This is a genomic window from Yonghaparkia sp. Root332 (assembly GCF_001425665.1).
Taxonomy (GTDB): domain Bacteria; phylum Actinomycetota; class Actinomycetes; order Actinomycetales; family Microbacteriaceae; genus Microcella.
This window is the reverse complement of sequence record NZ_LMCX01000002.1, coordinates 974,809-990,410: the sequence shown is the minus strand read 5'-3', so window position 1 is coordinate 990,410 and position 15,602 is coordinate 974,809. Positions and strand designations below refer to the sequence as shown.

At 64.8% G+C, this 15,602-nt stretch carries 17 protein-coding genes and 1 tRNA gene; 10 read left to right on the top strand and 8 right to left on the bottom strand.

Going from position 1 to position 15,602, the window contains the following annotated elements:
* Position 1: 1 nt before the first annotated feature.
* From ASC54_RS12360 to ASC54_RS12350, 3 genes are all read right to left on the bottom strand, one after another.
* Positions 2–271 (bottom strand): hypothetical protein, encoded by a 270-nt coding sequence (locus ASC54_RS12360; RefSeq protein ID WP_055899312.1) that lies wholly within the window; start codon positions 269–271, stop codon positions 2–4.
* Between the two features lie 109 nt (positions 272–380).
* Complete coding sequence (locus ASC54_RS12355; protein ID WP_055899428.1) at positions 381–779, bottom strand: NUDIX domain-containing protein; 399 nt, start codon at positions 777–779, stop codon at positions 381–383.
* Positions 776–1,381, bottom strand: a complete 606-nt coding sequence (locus tag ASC54_RS12350; protein ID WP_055899309.1) for a TetR/AcrR family transcriptional regulator — start codon at positions 1,379–1,381, stop codon at positions 776–778. Before ASC54_RS12350 ends, ASC54_RS12355 begins: the two co-directional genes overlap by 4 nt.
* A 133-nt stretch (positions 1,382–1,514) precedes the next feature.
* Here ASC54_RS12350 and ASC54_RS12345 point away from each other — a divergent pair, with 133 nt between their 5' ends.
* Positions 1,515–2,255 (top strand): SDR family NAD(P)-dependent oxidoreductase, encoded by a 741-nt coding sequence (locus tag ASC54_RS12345; protein ID WP_055862187.1) that lies wholly within the window; start codon positions 1,515–1,517, stop codon positions 2,253–2,255.
* Between the two features lie 35 nt (positions 2,256–2,290).
* On the opposite strand, the gene pcp is transcribed toward ASC54_RS12345, so the two are convergent.
* Complete coding sequence (gene pcp / locus ASC54_RS12340; protein WP_055899307.1) at positions 2,291–2,956, bottom strand: pyroglutamyl-peptidase I; 666 nt, start codon at positions 2,954–2,956, stop codon at positions 2,291–2,293.
* 95 nt (positions 2,957–3,051) lie between these two features.
* Between pcp and ASC54_RS12335 the strand changes: the two genes are divergently transcribed.
* The 5 genes from ASC54_RS12335 (at position 3,052) to ASC54_RS12315 (ending at position 6,488) form a co-directional block, all read left to right on the top strand.
* A tRNA-Pro gene (locus ASC54_RS12335) sits at positions 3,052–3,125 on the top strand.
* Positions 3,126–3,356: 231 nt separating this feature from the next.
* On the top strand, positions 3,357–4,379 hold the full coding sequence (locus ASC54_RS12330; RefSeq protein WP_055861840.1) for an NADPH:quinone reductase: 1,023 nt from the start codon (positions 3,357–3,359) through the stop codon (positions 4,377–4,379).
* A gap of 144 nt (positions 4,380–4,523) precedes the next feature.
* Positions 4,524–4,826, top strand: coding sequence for a YciI family protein (locus tag ASC54_RS13290; protein WP_082515128.1), 303 nt, complete (start codon positions 4,524–4,526; stop codon positions 4,824–4,826).
* A gap of 14 nt (positions 4,827–4,840) precedes the next feature.
* Positions 4,841–5,173 (top strand): YciI family protein, encoded by a 333-nt coding sequence (locus tag ASC54_RS12320; protein ID WP_055899303.1) that lies wholly within the window; start codon positions 4,841–4,843, stop codon positions 5,171–5,173.
* Positions 5,174–5,189: 16 nt separating this feature from the next.
* Complete coding sequence (locus ASC54_RS12315) at positions 5,190–6,488, top strand: RNA polymerase sigma factor (RefSeq protein ID WP_082515085.1); 1,299 nt, start codon at positions 5,190–5,192, stop codon at positions 6,486–6,488.
* A gap of 48 nt (positions 6,489–6,536) precedes the next feature.
* On the opposite strand, the gene ASC54_RS12930 is transcribed toward ASC54_RS12315, so the two are convergent.
* A complete protein-coding gene (locus ASC54_RS12930) occupies positions 6,537–6,800 on the bottom strand; it encodes a hypothetical protein (RefSeq protein WP_156376839.1) in 264 nt (87 codons plus the stop codon).
* A 281-nt stretch (positions 6,801–7,081) separates the two neighbouring features.
* Between ASC54_RS12930 and ASC54_RS12925 the strand changes: the two genes are divergently transcribed.
* From ASC54_RS12925 to ASC54_RS12690, 4 genes are all read left to right on the top strand, one after another.
* Positions 7,082–7,825, top strand: coding sequence for a hypothetical protein (locus tag ASC54_RS12925; protein WP_156376838.1), 744 nt, complete (start codon positions 7,082–7,084; stop codon positions 7,823–7,825).
* A gap of 200 nt (positions 7,826–8,025) precedes the next feature.
* Positions 8,026–10,656 (top strand): hypothetical protein, encoded by a 2,631-nt coding sequence (locus ASC54_RS12920; protein ID WP_156376837.1) that lies wholly within the window; start codon positions 8,026–8,028, stop codon positions 10,654–10,656.
* Between the two features lie 425 nt (positions 10,657–11,081).
* Positions 11,082–12,290, top strand: coding sequence for a hypothetical protein (locus ASC54_RS12915; RefSeq protein ID WP_156376836.1), 1,209 nt, complete (start codon positions 11,082–11,084; stop codon positions 12,288–12,290).
* A 208-nt stretch (positions 12,291–12,498) separates the two neighbouring features.
* Positions 12,499–13,632 (top strand): reverse transcriptase family protein, encoded by a 1,134-nt coding sequence (locus tag ASC54_RS12690; protein WP_156376835.1) that lies wholly within the window; start codon positions 12,499–12,501, stop codon positions 13,630–13,632.
* A 146-nt stretch (positions 13,633–13,778) separates the two neighbouring features.
* Here the strand turns inward: ASC54_RS12690 and ASC54_RS12300 are convergent, their stop codons facing one another.
* The 3 genes from ASC54_RS12300 to ASC54_RS12910 all read right to left on the bottom strand — a co-directional run bounded on the left by ASC54_RS12300 (position 13,779) and on the right by ASC54_RS12910 (position 15,523).
* Positions 13,779–14,444 (bottom strand): hypothetical protein, encoded by a 666-nt coding sequence (locus ASC54_RS12300; protein ID WP_156376834.1) that lies wholly within the window; start codon positions 14,442–14,444, stop codon positions 13,779–13,781.
* Positions 14,445–14,681: 237 nt separating this feature from the next.
* Positions 14,682–14,912 carry a hypothetical protein gene (locus ASC54_RS12295; protein ID WP_055899299.1) on the bottom strand — a complete coding sequence of 77 codons (231 nt, stop codon included), beginning with the start codon at positions 14,910–14,912 and terminating at the stop codon, positions 14,682–14,684.
* Positions 14,909–15,523 carry a hypothetical protein gene (locus ASC54_RS12910; RefSeq protein WP_156376833.1) on the bottom strand — a complete coding sequence of 205 codons (615 nt, stop codon included), beginning with the start codon at positions 15,521–15,523 and terminating at the stop codon, positions 14,909–14,911. The genes ASC54_RS12295 and ASC54_RS12910 overlap by 4 nt, the downstream gene beginning before the upstream one ends.
* Positions 15,524–15,602: the final 79 nt, after the last annotated feature.

The following is a 15,602-nucleotide window of genomic DNA, read 5'->3' as shown; positions in this document are numbered from 1 at the left end:
CTCAGCCCCCGGCCCCGGGCCCACCCCCGGCCCCGCCACCGACCTCTGCCCCGCCACCACCGCCGGCGTCGCCCGGCGAGAGCGACAGCGCGATGAACACGACGCCGACGGGAAGGAAGACGAGCCCGAGCGCGACGGAGTCGAGGGTCGCCATGAAGACCGCGCCGAGCATCATGAAGGTGATGCCGATCGGCAGGTAGGCGATGTTCGGGCGCTTCGTCGCCGAGTCGTCGGGGGCGTCGCCGATGGGCGGGTGGTCCTGGTCGTCCATCCCTCCAGGAAACCTCATGTCCGTCAGCGCCGCATCCTTCGCGGGAGGGAATCTGCCCGCTCGCCGATCCGGCGCGAGGGGGAGCCGGGCCGCGACCCCGGCACCGAGGTCATTTCCCGGGCATCAGCGGCAGCATGTGCTCGGTGATGAGCGGCGCGACGGCGGTGGTGGCGAACTCGTCGGGGTGCATCCAGCGCACGTCATCGATCTCGGCCGCCGCGACGCACGGCTCGGTGATGACGGCGCGGAAGACGTCGGCGACGAGCGTCGTCGCGGCCTCGTTCGCGGCGGCGGTCGTGAAGCGCCCGAGCGGCTCGAGGGCTGCGACGGGCACGTGCACGCCGAGCTCCTCGAGCAGCTCGCGGCTGAGGGTCTCGGCCGGGGTCTCGCCGGGCTCGGGCTTGCCGCCGGGCTGCATGTAGACGGTCGTCCCGCGCTTGCGGACGACGAGCAGCCGGCCGGCGTCGTCGACGACGAGCGCGGCCGAGACGTGGATGACCGGCCTCATGCCGCGGGCCACCACGGCGGCTGCATGGCGCGCCAGCGGCGCAGCAGCAGCTCCCGGTCGCGGGGCTCCGGGTCGCGCAGCCAGTCGGTGATGACGGCGACCGTGGTCGCGGCGAGGGCGGCGGCGACGGTCTCGGCGAACCGGTCGGGGTCGTCGTGGATCGCGGGAGGGGTGAGCGCGCCGTGCTCGATGAGGAGCGCGATCGAGTGAGCGAAGTGCTCGGCGAGCATCGCGCCGAGGCCGGAGGTTCCGGCGGCGAGCTCGCGCGCGTAGACGGGGGAGTGCCGCTCGACGTGGGCGAAGACCTCGTCGGCGGAGGAGCCGATCGCGGCGACGATCGTGTCGGGGGTCGCGGGCTCGATGCAGCGGCGGCGGATCTCGTCGAGCTCGGCGCGCAGCGCGCTGCGGAGGAGGTCGGCCGGGTCGGCGCCGTGCTCGTAGATCGTCGAGCGATGGACTCCCGCGGCGCGCGCGAGGGCCGCCCCCGTGATCGCCGACGCGGGCGAGGTGCGCGCGAGCTCGAGCACCGCCGCGTGCAGCCGATCGCGCGACCGCACCCACCGCGGGTCGTGGCCGACGGGGGTCGTCTCGGCCGCGGTCATGCGGCCCATCGTATCCGTCAGCTGTCGGGGAATAGCCCTGCCTCGGCCACCGTTGCATGTAAACGACACCTGTCGAATACACCGCCGGACGCGCGACCGAACTCGCCCACCCGGCCGAGCCATGGGAGTGATCATGAACCGCCTCGAGAACCGCATCGCCCTCGTCACCGGAGCCGCGAGCGGCATCGGCCGAGCGACCGCGCTCCGCCTCGCGAGCGAGGGCGCGAGCGTCGTCGTCGCCGACCTGCAGGACGACCGAGCCGCCGCCGTCGTCGCCGAGATCGAGCAGGCCGGGGGTCGCGCGAGCGCCATGCACCTGGATGTGACGGACGAGTCGAGCTGGGCATCCGCCATCACCGCGACGACGGAGGCGTTCGGGGGCCTGGACATCCTCGTCAACAACGCCGGCATCGGCGACACCGTGCCGCTCGAGCAGAGCACGACCGACGAGTACCTGAAGGTCGTCGCGGTCACGCAGAACAGCGTCTACTTCGGCCTCAAGGCCGCCGCCGAGGCGCTCAAGGCGAGCGGCAACGGCGCCGTCGTGAACGTCTCGTCGATGTTCGGCATCGTCGGCGGCTTCGGCACCTCGCCCGCCTACGCCGCCGCGAAGGGCGCCGTGCGCACGCTCACCAAGTCGGTCGCGCTCGGCTGGGCGACGGAGGGCGTGCGGGTCAACTCGATCCACCCGGGCTTCGTCGACACGCCGATCCTGGGCGAGACCGACCGCTCGATGCTCGCCCAGACCACCCCCATGGGCCGCATCGCCCAGCCGGAGGAGCTCGCCGCCGCGATCGCCTTCCTCGTGAGCGACGACGCGTCGTTCATGACCGGCTCCGAGTTCGTCGTCGACGGCGGCTACACCGCCCGCTGACGTCGAGAGCGCCGGGGGCGCGTCCCCTGTTCAGGTCAGTGGATGCTGCCCCCGGCGACCTTCGCATCGGTCGTCGTCCGCACCGCCGTCATGATGGCGAGGCGGATGCCCCGCTCGAGCTCGTCGATCGTCATGGTCGGCACGCTCGACCCGGGCGGCACGAGGTCGGGCGTCGCGGGCACATGGATGAACCCGCCCCGCAGCCCCGGATCCCGCTCGACCGCCCCGCCCACGAGGTATGCGACGTGGTTGCACACGAAGCTGCCCGCCGTGAGCGACAGGCTCGCCGGCAGCCCCGCCTCGGTGAGCGCGGCGACGATGGCCTTGACCGGCAGCGTCGAGAACCGAGCCGCGGGACCGCCCTCCTCGATGGCCGCGTCGATGGGCTGATCCCCGTCGTTGTCGGCGATGCGCGCGTCGTCGAGGTTGATCGCGACGCGCTCGGGCGTGATGCCGCTGCGCCCCTCCGCGAGCCCCAGCGCGATGACGACGTCGGGAGCGTGCGCCTCGATCGCCGCCATGAGCGCAGGCCCGGATGCCCGGTACGACACGGGCAGGATCACCCCGCGTACTTCGACCCCCGCCTCGGCGAGCTCGGGCTGAGGAACGCTGACGAGCCGGCGCACGACCTCATCGCTCGGGTTGGATGCGGCCCCCGCGAACGCCTCGAACCCGGTCACCAGCACGCGTGTGGTCGTCATGGGCTCCAGCCTCGCACGCGGGCCGCGCGATGCGCTCACCCCCTCCCGGATGCCGCTAGACTCTCCTACGGCCCACCCCCGCGGAGGGCCAGCCACGGGCTGTGGCGCAGCTTGGTAGCGCACTTGACTGGGGGTCAAGGGGTCGCAGGTTCAAATCCTGTCAGCCCGACAAATGCCGAAAGGGCCGTCCAAAGGACGGCCCTTTCGGCATTTCCCGGGCGTGGTGGCTCGGGACCTGCGAGCAGGTGGGCCCACGGCGCGAGGGGCCCCGGGCGCGGCTCCGCCGCGTTTGGGGTAGCGGTGGGGACAAATCCCGACCTGCCAGGCAGCAACCGGCGGCGAGCACCGCTCGACGCCGAGAGCCGGGAATAGCCGCCGTCAGCGCCTCCTTGCACCGACCATGCGAGCCATCACCTTCTCCCGCCCCGGCCCCTCTTCCGTCCTCGAGCTCACCACCCGCGAGCCCGCGACCCCCGGTCCGGACGAGGTGCGCATCCGAGTCGCCGTGTCTGGCGTCAACCCGACCGACTGGAAGGCCCGCGCCAGCAAGCCGGTCGACTCCGGCGAGATGGTCCCGAATCAGGACGGCGCCGGCGTCGTCGATGCGGTCGGCTCGAACGTCGAGCACTTGAGCGTCGGCGACCGCGTCTGGCTCTTCCTTGCCGCCCACGAACGCCCGACGGGCACAGCGCAGGAATTCACCGTCCTACCGGCGAGCCGCGTCGTTCGCCTCCCCGACTGCATCGCGTTCGACGTCGCCGCGAGCCTCGGTGTTCCCGCGATGACCGCCCACCGTGCACTCACTGTGCACGAGTTCGGGCCGACGCGTCTCGCCCCCGGCAGCCTCGACGGCCGTGTGGTGCTCGTGCAGGGCGGGGCAGGGGCCGTGGGGCACGCCGCGATCCAGCTGGCGATCTGGGCTGGAGCGACCGTCATCGCCACGGTCAGCAGCGACGAGAAGGCGGCTCTCGCTAGTGCAGCGGGCGCGCATCACGTCCTCCAGTACCCGGATGGCGCGCTAGCGGCCAAGGTGCTGTCCATCGCCACCGGCGGCGTTGACCACATCGTCGAAGTCTCACTCGCGCAGAACGCCGCCTTCGACGTCGACGTGGTCGCCAACCACGGCAGCATCGCGTACTACGCGAACAACAACGGCGAGGAGTTCACCGCTCCGATCGTGGCGAGCTTCGCCAAGAACGTCCGTTGGCAGGGCCTCCTGCTCTATACGGTCGGGCCGGATGCTCTGGCCGTCGCCGCAGAGGACATCACTGCCGCGCTCGAGGCAGGTGCGTTGCCCGTGGGCGATGAGGCGGGGCTACCCCTGTCGTGGTTCCCGCTCGAGGACACGGCGGCCGCTCACGACGCCGTCGAGGCCGGAGTCACGGGCAAGGTGCTCATCCGCGTCGCGGAGGACCTCCGCTGAAGTAGTTCCACCCGCTTTTCCGCGGGACTGTGTCCTCCCACCCCACCCCGCTCCGTCGTACTGGTGTAATCACCCTCAACGGAAGGCAGGGCAGCCAGTGCGCTTCATGATCCTCATCCACTCCAACGAGACGGCCGAGGCCGCCTGGGCCGACGGCCAAGACGCAGACCTAGACGCCGGCCACGCCGCCGTGCTCACCGAGCTCAAAGCGACCAACGAGCTCATCGACTCCAACGAGCTCGACACCGAGAACGTCACGGTCATCGGCCACCACAACGGCACCCCGTCACCACCCGCGGCCCATTCACCGAGGGCTCCGAGTACATCGGCGGCTACTACATCGTCGACGTCGCCTCCCATGAGCGCGCCGTCGAGATCGCCGGCCGCTTCGCCGAGACGAAGTACTCGCCCATCGAGGTCCGCCGCCTCATGCACACCCCGAACTGACCAAGGAGACCACCATGGAATACCTGCTGCTGATCGTCGACGACCCTGCCGCCCCGACCTACGTCCCCGAGGAGGACAACATCCAGGAGTGGGTCGCCGACCTCGACCGGCGCGGAGCCTCCCGCGTCGGCAACCGCCTGCGCCCGCCCTCCGACGCCACGACGGTGACGGTCCGTGACGGAAAGACGATCCTCACCGACGGCCCGTTCACCGAGTCGAAGGAGACCATCGCCGGCTTCGACCTCATCGACGTCGAGAACCTCGACGAGGCGCTCGAGATCGCCGCCGCGCACCCGATGGCCCGCTTCGGCCGCGTCGAGGTGCGCCCGGTCTGGCCGTTCGAGTGAGCAAGAACGAGGTGGGATGACCGGCCTCACGTCTGAGGACGCGACGACCGAGGCGAGCGCAGTGCTCGCCGAGGTCGTCGCGTCCGAGCGCCTGCGTATCGTGGCGAGCCTCATCCGCACCACCGGCGACTGGGATCTCGCGGAGGACAGCCTCCACGACGCCGTCGCTCGCGCGCTGTCCACGTGGCCCGAGCGCGGCACCCCCGACAACCCGGGCGCCTGGCTGACGACGGTGGCCAAGAACATTGCCGTCGACGCCATCCGCAAGGCGGCAGCCGAGCGCAACACAGCCCACCGCGTGGCGATCGAGACCGAGATCGACGCCCAGGAGCACGGGGGAGAGGAGCCGACCATGCCCATCGACCTCGCCGACCCCCTCAACGACGACCGCCTGCGACTGATCTTCACCTGCTGCCACCCGGCTCTCGCGATGGAGTCTCGCGTCGCTCTCACCCTCCGCACCGTGCTCGGGCTGACAGTGGCCGAGACGGCCCACGTCTTCCTGGTGAGCGAGCAGACTATGCAGAAGCGGCTCGTTCGCACGCGCGGCAAGATCCGCGCGGCGGGCATCCCGTACCGCGTGCCGCCGCCGCACCTGCTGCCCGAGCGCACCGCGGGAGTGCTCGCCGTCCTCTACCTGCTCTTCACCGAGGGCTACTCCTCCGGCAGCGGAACCGACCTCATCCGCCCCGCCCTCGCCGACGAGGCGATCCGCCTCACGCGTCTCGTGGCGCAGCTCATACCGGACCAGCCCGAGGTGCTCGCCCTGCTCGCCCTCGAACTCTTCCAGCACTCCCGCGTGGCCACGCGCCTCGACGCCGCCGGCGACATCGTGCTGCTCGAAGACCAGGACCGCTCCCGCTGGGACCACTCCGCAATCGCCGAAGGCTCCCGGATGCTCGCGGAAGCCGAACGCACGCTCGAGCCCCTCGGCAACGCGCCTGGGCCTTACCTCCTGCAGGCCCAGATCGCCGCCGAGCACGCGAATGCCCCAACGGCCGGAGCCACGAACTTCGCCCGCATCGCCACCCTCTACGCCCACCTCAGCCAGGTGGCCCCGTCGCCCATCGTCGACCTGAACCGAGCGATCGCTGTTGCGTTCGCCCAGGGCCCGGATGCTGGCCTCACCCTCCTTGACACCCTCAGCCTCGACGCCACCCTCGGGGAGTACCACCTCCTGCACGCCACCCGCGCCGACCTGCTCCGCCGCGCCGGCCGCCCCGCTGATGCCCTTACGCACTATCGACGAGCCTTCGAGCTCGCCCCCTCCGACGCCGAGCGCCGCTTCCTCCAGCGGAGAATCGACAATCTCTGATTCCGGCCAACGTGATCCGTTGACGCGCACCTGGCACCTCGCTCTTGTTCATTTGGCGCTCGATACGTAGTCGCGTTCCATCTTGGTCTTGCCCTTCACGGCATTGCCATGCCGTTTCTGCGCGATCGTGTTACGCAACCGCTCAGGTGTAAGGCAATGGTGCTGAGGACTCGACTCGTTGAAAGCTTCAAGATGTTCACCGGACGAGCGCACCGGAACCGCCTTGGGAACGTCTGCACCTGGACGTCCGCCACCAACCAGGTCAGCGCCAAGTGCACCGACCATTGGGTCGGGTTGAACGGCGATACCCATGGCAGCCATCTCACGAGTTGCAGACTTGACTGTGCAGGCCATTACTCGACGAGAAGGGCCACGGGCGCAACGTTGATCGAACTTGGGCCTGAGGATTTGACCTGCACCTGCAGATCTCTCCTCAGAGCGCATAAACGCGTCCAAGCGCGACCTAGTGAGTATCGAACGCCTTCAGCTCTACTACGCTCTCCCAGAAACCCTCGAAAAGACGGGTCGACAACAGCTAGACGCTCTCCAAAGATGCCGTGGGCACTCTCTCGAGGCTTGAGATCGGAGAATCCATGGGTGCGAGCAACGAGCCGCTATGGAGTCACGAGCGCCAGCAATTGCATGTCCAGTTGGCTTCACTTAGCCCGGGTGTTGCCGGTATGTATCGCTTTCTGATTCGACTGCTCGACACCCCTTCAGCGGCTGGAGACGAAGCGGCTGCTCGTGTTGCCCTGATCGCTCACTGTCTCCGCGAGATCATCAATCCACTGCCCGACCTACTAGAGGAAGGAGCCAAGAGCCTAATTACTCGAGCGGGCCGGCGAGCAGACGACATCAGGCTAGATTTCCCGGACGTCGTGGAGAGGTATCTGCAAGGACGGGATCCCGGCATAGTGCGAGCCGAGCTAGCACCGGCCGACTCGAATGAAGCGATTGAGGAGCTACCTTCTATCGAGTTCGTGACCGTTCCGCCAGAACTAGTCGCGCTTGCTATCGAACTCTCTGAAGCCGTCAAGGAAGAGAGCGCCACGCGCGCCGAACGCGACGCATTGCTCATTGCTGGAAAGACGTCTGCAGTCGGCCCGGCTCTGAAACCGTGGAACCACGCGCGCCGCTTCTTCATGAAGTGGGTCCATATCGACCGGATCATTGCGGACGGGCGCGAACGTGTGCTGCCAACGGATGAGTTGATCCTGGAGCACCTCACTGCGATCGAAAACGTGCTCGCGTCGCGGCTACTCGAATTCTTCGATGCCCGCCGCCTCATTGACGACATGCTTGAGCGCTTCAATCGCAAAACGGAGGACAACCAGTGAGCAACTATCCACCTCCCTCCGACGCGGACATTCGCGAAGCCATTACTCGCCTCACCGATCCTCAGTTGCGTCGCGTGTTCTACTCCGGGCTGCAGAATCCACTTTGGGTTTCCCCCCTCGCCAGGGCCGGTGCTTTCGACAACCCACCAGTTCCTTTCGAAGACGAGAGTGGACAAAGACGAGAAGAGCCGTGGCCAGAAATGGACTACCTCGTTCAAGTCGCTAAGGCCGCACCCGATGCCGTCACGGATGTGGCTCTCGGTCTGGTCAAGAGTGAAAGCGCTTGGGTTCGTCGCGGCATCGTGTCCATCGCGGCGTCGGTGCCTGCAGTGAATGCAGCGCCATTGGCGAAGGCGATCCTGGGGTGGAAGTCTCAGGGCATAGGGTGGCGCACCGACCCTCAAGAGCTCAGCCAGGTCGCCATTCACCTCTTGCAAGGTGGCTTCAATTCACTCGGTCTCAAAATCGCCGAAAAGCTCTTTCGGCCACGTCGACGAGATGGCTCGAGGCGCTCGGTGCGCGCAGACTTCGCGTTAGACGACTACTGGTACGACGAGTTGCTGCCGCCCGTGGTCGCTGCACTCGGCGACATGAGGTTGAAGGTACTGGCACAGTGGCTCGAAGACTACGAAGTGCATGCGGAACGCGTTGCGAAAACAGCCGATCTCGACTTAAGCCATATCCATAGGCCATCAATTGAGAGCCGGGGTCAGTACAACCTAGACATCGAGGAAGCGCTCATCGACGCTGTCCGCGACGCCTCGATCGACGCAATGAAGATCGACCCGACGAATGCTGTCGAGATCCTTCGGTACAGCGGTCAGACCCTCTCACGGCGGATCTGTGTGTACGCCACCGCGGTAGCGCTCCGCGACTCGCCCGAGGATCAGGCGCTTCGAGCAGTGGCCATCGACATGGCAGGGTGGCCAGAGCTCGGACGCCCTGGATTCCTGATTGAGTTCTCTTTGCTCATTCAGGCGGCTGTTGCGTCAACTGGGTCCACTGCGATCTTCGATCGCATCTTGCCGACTCTTGCTTCCGGCCCAATGGGTTCCCCCGAAGAGCTTGCCGAACGGCTAAAGAGACCTGATCAGTCCGCGGATGAACTCGACTCGGAGATCGCAAGTTATGTCGAGCACTGGAGGCACCGCATTCTCTCGGGCATCGGTGCGCCGGCACTTCCACCGACGCTCCGCGACGAACTCGTTGCTCTTGACGAGAAACGCGGAGGAGTTCCGCGCCCCGAGCGCGAGTTTGAAGTTGTCACCTGGAGTGGGCCGGAGAGCCCGCTTGACAGTGAGGCGCTCGACGCGATGACTAGGGATGAACTTCTGAATTATCTCGAAACCTGGCATCCCGATCCCGACACCTGGCGCGGACCGAGCTACGAAGGACTGGGCCGTGAGCTCGCGGGCGCAATTACGCGTCGCCCCGACCTCCTTCTAGGCAAGGCCGATCGCGTAGTTGAGCTCCGACCTACCTATCTACGGTCGATTCTGGGTGGATGGCGGGAAGCGATCAGGAGCGGTGCTTCAGTTCCTTGGCTAGAAGTCGCCCGTATCGTGGCAACAACCGTGGGCGAACCCATCGAGTCACCGATCCCAGTAGAGGAAGGTAGGTCGGAGCGCGACGAGGCACATCGTGACGCTCGCGACGCTGCCCTTTGGCTTGCCGTTGCGCTCATCGAACGTACAGACGACCGCGTGGCCGCTCCTAGAGAAGCGGTTGAGCTGGTTGCCCCAGTCCTCATTGCTTTGGCAACCGATGAGCGCATTCGTGAGGGGTATGCCTCCTCGGGGCCGGCAGGAATGGACCCGCTTACTCTTTCGCTGAATCAAGCTTTGCCGGTCGCCGTTCGCGGCCTCACCCTCCTTGCGGGTTCGGAAGATCTAGCGTCCGATGCCGAGGTGATGGCCGTGCTGGCAGACCTCGCTGCTTGGGAAGATCCGCACGGAGCGGTGGCGTCCGTGCTCGGCGAGGCCACATCGCGCTTGTACGTTCGACAGCGGACCTGGCTTGAAGCTCATGCCGCCGAGATATTCGGCACTGCCGAGGGCTTGAGCCGTCAACAGCAAATCGCTTTCACGACTGCACTTGCCACGAACCATGCGCACGCGCAGTTGTTAGGGCTTCTGCGGGGTGGCATTGAGTGGTCGCTTACGAGCGGGACAGAGCTTGCAGTCGGCTGGCGTGGCATGAGGACGCCGGGCCAACTGATTGGAGACTGGATCACGACGATGTACCTGAGGAGTTCGATCGACCGAGACCATCCGCTGCTTGACCTCTTCTTTGAGAAATCGCCGCTGGAAACTCGTGCCGAGGTCCTCGGTCATATCGGGTGGAGCTTTATGCATGCCAAACTCGTCGACCCTGAGCCGCTCGCCCGGGCCATGAGGCTCTGGGACGAACGTGTCGAGCACGTTCGGAGACACCCCGAAGAAGTCGGTGAGCTTGCAGACTTCTACTGGTGGGCTCGAAGCGAGAAGTTTCCACTTGAGTGGTGGCTATCACGCCTTCGTGCGGCCACCGAGCTGCATCCCAACCTGAGGACCCGGGGCATGTTGGGGGAGCGGCTCGCGCAGGCGGCGCGGACCTTTCCCGGCTTGGTTCTGGCCATCGTTCGCAACATCATCAACGCTCGGGAGGACCCGGAAGACTTCCGCAACTACGACCTAATGGAACGTGCAATTCCTCCAACGATCGCAGCTGCCCTCGACAGTGGGGATGCTGAAGTTGCGGACGACGCACGCAAACTCATGAACGAGCTTGGTCGCAGTGGTTTCATCGATTTGGAGGGTCGTGTGAACGATCTCCGGAAGCCCGACGCTTAGGTGGACTTCGACTCATCGAGTCTCCCTATTTCGCGTTGGTACGTTGCGGCCCGGTGACTGGCCAGTCATCAAGAGGTGGTGGTCTCGAATTCGCGGGACTTCGGGGGCTTCTATGTCCGGCAGAGTCCGGCCTCCATGAGGGTTCACCGTCAGTTCAGGCCGCGATGACCCCTCGCAGACGACAGTCGAAAACGCAACAGTCCCGGAGACCAAAGCCCAGTTCATGTGTTGGGCACCGTATCGAGCCGGCACTTTCACGTGCGACGAAACGACCGATCGAGACTGAGCTTTCGCCGAGTACAGTCTCAAAGTGCGTTGATCGGCCAGCCTGGCCAGAATCAAAATTCACCATTGCCTCGTGAATGGCTCTACCGCGTCGCGATGGCCCTAGTCTGGCGTCACTGCGCAGATGGGAGCTCTTGCGAATGAAGCCCTCGGAGACCACCCGTGGTCGCGAATGGCTCCTCCAGTTTGAGCTGGATGACTTGCCTGCAGCTTCGGCGTTGATCGACCTGATCCGTTTCGTGCCGGGAGGTGAGGTCATCGCTGGAATCCGACGCACGGTCGAGGAAATGCTGATTGCCCATTCGATCGAAAGCCCCATCGCCGTGGTGCCCATCATGTCTTTAGAAGACATGATCCCGCTCTCGGCGGGAGTTCTGCCTGTACTTCCCGCTGTATTCACGGACTATGATCCCTCGCAACGACACGCGGGCGAGCCCGGCAGTGAGGCACTGCTCGCCCAGCTGGTGCGAGAGATTCGGACTGCTGCTGGTCCAAGCGGGCTATTGCCTTTTCCGGTGACGCTTGACGCGATGAGGGCGGAACGAGCCCGGACGGTGCTGTTCCTCACTGACTACATCGGCTCGGGGCGCCAGGTGCTCGATTACGTAGCCTCCTGGCAACGCCACCCGAGCATACGTAGCTGGCGGTCGGGGCACCGGGTCAAATTCCTGGTGGTCGCTTATGCGGCTACGACGCTCGGGCTTAGCGCCGTGCGGAATGATGCCAACGTTGATCGAGTCACTGTCGTGGAAGTTGTGCCGTCTGTCTCGGACCTGGTGCTTCAAACCTCGGGTGAAAAGCTTGAGGAGATTTGTCGGAACTATGCCCGGCGCGGACGCCTAGGCGGGAACCCGCTTGGGCATGGTGGCGCCGGTGCGTTGTTTGCGAGCTCGTTCTCGGTGCCGAACAACTTGCCTGCAATTCTCATTCGACAGTCCAAGGTGTGGACCCCGTTCTTCCCGGGTCGGTCTGTTCCAACAGCGATCAGTGACGAGATCGGTGCTCATCGGCCCGCGGTTGACTTCGCTACCGAGCTCTCAGCAGCAAGAGAGTTGAGACTTGCATTTCGCTTGAGCGATGAGACAGGGCTGAAGCGATGGGAAGTTCTGGTCGCGACCCTCGCCCTGAATCTGTCGAGTGCGGAGGAGATCGCCCATCGGCTTGCAATTGATGTTGCGGAAGCCGATCGGGTCCTCCGGTCCATCCATGCATTGAACTTAAGGGACTCGAGGTCGCGAGTTACAACAGCTGGGCAAGGCGTACTTGCGATGGCCAGGCGTCGGACACGCGCCGTTTCAGCCGGGCTGGAACCGGGTGAATCGCCGTACTATCCTCGTCTTACGAGGTGAGTAGGGAGAGGCAACTTAGTGATGAAGCCGTCTCCTCGAGACGGCTCCTAGAGTCCAGCTCCGGCTGCAGACTCATGGACCGCGGCTGACTGCGGTCGAAGGACTATCAGTGGCTACGCGTGGGACTGGATGGCAATCGCCTTTCCCACGGGGACTCGGGGCATTGCCATCCAGTCCAGCGGGACCCTGAAGGGCCGAAAGGTAAGTGATGTCTCTCCCTCCTCACCTCTTCAGAAAGGGTGCTCTCGAGCACGGGCTCACATCTGACGAGGTAGACACAGCGATCGCACAGCGGGCTCGATTGCTCTCGCACGGGTCCTACCCGCTCTTGACGCTGGGCCAACTCGCGTCTGAAACAGGAGCAAGCTACACGTATCTCCGCGAAGTTGTTACCCGGTCAAGGGATCCATACAACGCAATCGCGGTGCCAAAGTCGAGCGGCGAGCTGAGAAGCATTTCTGCCCCAGAGCCGATCCTTATGGACGTTCAGCGATGGATGCTCTCGAACCTATTCGGGTCAGTTCCGCAGCATTCGGCAAGCTTTGCGTACCGCCGAGGCGTGGGAATCGTGCAATGCGCGAATCAACACGTTGGCTCCCGTTGGATGGTCAAGATGGACATCCATGACTTCTTTGATTCAGTTACCGAGTCGGATGTCTATCGCGTTTTTCGTCGGAGCGGCTATTCGAAGCTGCTGTCATTTGAGCTTTCGCGGCTGGCTACCCGCGCTATCGGAGCGGTTCGCCCAACCTGGCGAATGCCCTACTACTCAATTAAGGCGTACACAGTTGACCGCCAGGGAGTATTGCCTCAGGGCGGGCCCACAAGTGGACTACTCGCCAATGCAGTTGCGGGTAGGTTAGACCGGCTTGTTGGAAGCTACGCTTTGCACCGCTCGCTGGTCTACACGAGATATTCCGACGATCTCATGTTGTCTGCGCCCGGTGACTTCGACCGGGACAGTGCCGTCAGGATCGTGAACGACGTCGCGGCGCTCGTAAGGCGCGCTGGCTTTGAACCACACCGAAGGAAATCGAGGATCATTCCACCGGGTGCCCGACGGGTTGTCCTCGGCCTGCTGGTGGATGATCAAGTCCGGCTCCTCCCCGAGCATCGCCGGAAGATCGACGTCCACATTCGAGGGTGCGAGAAGTACGGGCTCGCTGCACACGCCGCGCATCGAAGTTTCGAGTCAGTCCTGTCATTCGTGAACCACGTCGATGGCTGGATATCATTCGCGATCGGAGTTGAGCCAGACCGGGGAAGGGAGTGGAGATCAAGATTCAACAAGGTTTTAGATGAAGCGGAGCTGCCGCATGCATCGATTCCGTTTAGACCATAGCGGTTGATTCAGACGTAACCCGGTCAACAAATTGCGGAGGCCGCTCGGATGTGGGCCCTCCTCAGTACGCTGACATGCCCCCAACTACTCGCGAAGCCCAGCGCGCCGAACTCCACAAGGCCATCTGGCGGGTAGCCAAACAATGCCTAATCGTCTCGGCTCCAGAACTCGGTCCAAGTGTCGGGGTAGCGACTTCGAGAGTCTCGAGCCGTGAAGTCAGTCGAAAACTGGGCGGAAACAGCGGGGCCCGCGGGCCACCGGCGAATTTCCTCGCGATCGGTCGCGGCAATCACCGCGTTCAGCCTCGCTTCGACCTCGTTCTGTAGCTCGCCGAGGCGATCGCTGAGTACTGTGATCAACTCCGCCCACGCATCGAGCACCTCTGGGGGCAGCACCTGCGAGGTGGTGAGACCGAAGACACCCGGCCGCGGTGAACCGTTGGCGTCCAGCACGATGACGGCAAAGGTGCTCGCCAGCTGGGAATGCGAGTGGGCGACGCGCCGATTTCGATAGTCGGTGATGAGCGCGTGGACGGCACCGTGCTCAGTGGGGATGCTGACGTAGTCGGTCATCGGCCTGCGCACCTTGGACGGAAAGTAGGTTCGGCAGTAGGCCATCGCGGCGTATCCGATCAGAAACCCGGTGGCATCGTCGAGGGGGCCGTCATCGGCGCGCGATCGGAAAGCGAGGTCGATCGCGGCGCTCGCCTCGAGGAGGTCCGCTGCGTAGCTCGCGAGCTCGACGAACAGTCTCGAGTCGACGGAGTCGGGCAGTAGACGAGGCGTCAGGCCGGGCGACTGAGGTGTGCTCATGCAGTCAGTATGCCGAGCCTCGACGTCGGCGCTCCCACGGGTCGCGAATACCGCGAGAACGATCGGGTCGCCGTCGTCCGGCCTCGCGAACTGGGCTGCGCCAAACAGCCCGTCGAGGCCAGAGCCATGCACTGGTTCGGCGAGAGCGCGAAGGTAGCCGTGCCACGCGTGCCAGCCTCGTGGTCTTTAGCGAGGGCCGCAGCTGCAAACGTGAGATCTAGTTGGAAGGCGGCGTCGCTAGAAGTTCTCCGGGATGAAGCGCGTGTTGTATCTGACGCAGAAATCAAAGGTGCTTTGCCAATACTCGCGGGCGGCCTGTTCCCGTTCGTCGGCATACCAGCGCCGGATGTACTCCTCTCCGTCCGTTCTCCCCTGAGATAACGCCGCGTTGACGTCGATTCCGAGACTGTTCGTGTCTTCCGAGTCGAGTCGGTACTTGTGAGAGCCGTCAGGCCCACTGGCGGTCACGACCGTAGACCTAAGGCAATGTGAACAGCTTCACGATAGGTCCCAGCGTTGCCGCGGTGAACGGCTGCCGCGGCACCCGAGTAGTGGGGTATTCCGATCACACTGGTCGGTCCGAGCGAGGCATGGATGCGACCCGCGTGAGCCGAGATCGATGTGTGTGATCTTCGTCCAACGCAGATGATTGCTCGGACCGAGCCGAGCAACCGCGCTTGCTCGATGAGGCCATCGACTGACTGCGCGATTGCTTCCTTTGCCGGCTTTACCAGCCCGGACTTCGATTCCCACACTTCGGGATGCAAGTCGGTCATGTAGGAACCCCAGTACTGCGTCCCGATCAGCGCGGCAGCGAGAAACCCGTCGTTGTGTCGTGGGTGAGGGCTGTGGAAATTGGCCCAGTTCGGGTGGTCTCCTGTCCCTTCCGGGTTCTTTCTCGACGCGGGGTTCAGCGAAACGATCATCGCGCGGCCATGAACGTGCTCAATGTCTGTCTGCGGGAAAGCGTTTGAGGCCGAGAGCTCGCCCGAGGCATCCGTTTCCCAGACCGCCCACGACGCCTCATCGCGATAGGCACCCATTCTTTCCCGGAGAGCAGAGCCTGTGAGTTCTTCCATGTTCCTGACAGTAGGGGCCGCTCACGACATCTGTTGACGTGTCTCGCCGAAGAAGACAACTAAGTGACCAACTCACGAC

Bases quoted from the DNA above. Each gene is read 5' to 3' on its own strand.
- ASC54_RS12910 (WP_156376833.1), bottom strand. From the start codon at position 15,523: ATGGAAGAACTCACAGGCTCTGCTCTCCGGGAAAGAATGGGTGCCTAT.
- ASC54_RS12360 (WP_055899312.1), bottom strand. From the start codon at position 271: ATGGACGACCAGGACCACCCGCCCATCGGCGACGCCCCCGACGACTCG.
- ASC54_RS12355 (WP_055899428.1), bottom strand. From the start codon at position 779: ATGAGGCCGGTCATCCACGTCTCGGCCGCGCTCGTCGTCGACGACGCC.
- ASC54_RS12930 (WP_156376839.1), bottom strand. From the start codon at position 6,800: ATGGGTATCGCCGTTCAACCCGACCCAATGGTCGGTGCACTTGGCGCT.
- ASC54_RS12300 (WP_156376834.1), bottom strand. From the start codon at position 14,444: ATGAGCACACCTCAGTCGCCCGGCCTGACGCCTCGTCTACTGCCCGAC.
- ASC54_RS12915 (WP_156376836.1), top strand. From the start codon at position 11,082: ATGAAGCCCTCGGAGACCACCCGTGGTCGCGAATGGCTCCTCCAGTTT.
- ASC54_RS12925 (WP_156376838.1), top strand. From the start codon at position 7,082: ATGGGTGCGAGCAACGAGCCGCTATGGAGTCACGAGCGCCAGCAATTG.
- ASC54_RS12320 (WP_055899303.1), top strand. From the start codon at position 4,841: ATGGAATACCTGCTGCTGATCGTCGACGACCCTGCCGCCCCGACCTAC.
- ASC54_RS12350 (WP_055899309.1), bottom strand. From the start codon at position 1,381: ATGACCGCGGCCGAGACGACCCCCGTCGGCCACGACCCGCGGTGGGTG.
- ASC54_RS12920 (WP_156376837.1), top strand. From the start codon at position 8,026: ATGGACTACCTCGTTCAAGTCGCTAAGGCCGCACCCGATGCCGTCACG.
- ASC54_RS12690 (WP_156376835.1), top strand. From the start codon at position 12,499: ATGTCTCTCCCTCCTCACCTCTTCAGAAAGGGTGCTCTCGAGCACGGG.
- ASC54_RS12315 (WP_082515085.1), top strand. From the start codon at position 5,190: ATGACCGGCCTCACGTCTGAGGACGCGACGACCGAGGCGAGCGCAGTG.
- ASC54_RS12345 (WP_055862187.1), top strand. From the start codon at position 1,515: ATGAACCGCCTCGAGAACCGCATCGCCCTCGTCACCGGAGCCGCGAGC.
- pcp (WP_055899307.1), bottom strand. From the start codon at position 2,956: ATGACGACCACACGCGTGCTGGTGACCGGGTTCGAGGCGTTCGCGGGG.
- ASC54_RS12330 (WP_055861840.1), top strand. From the start codon at position 3,357: ATGCGAGCCATCACCTTCTCCCGCCCCGGCCCCTCTTCCGTCCTCGAG.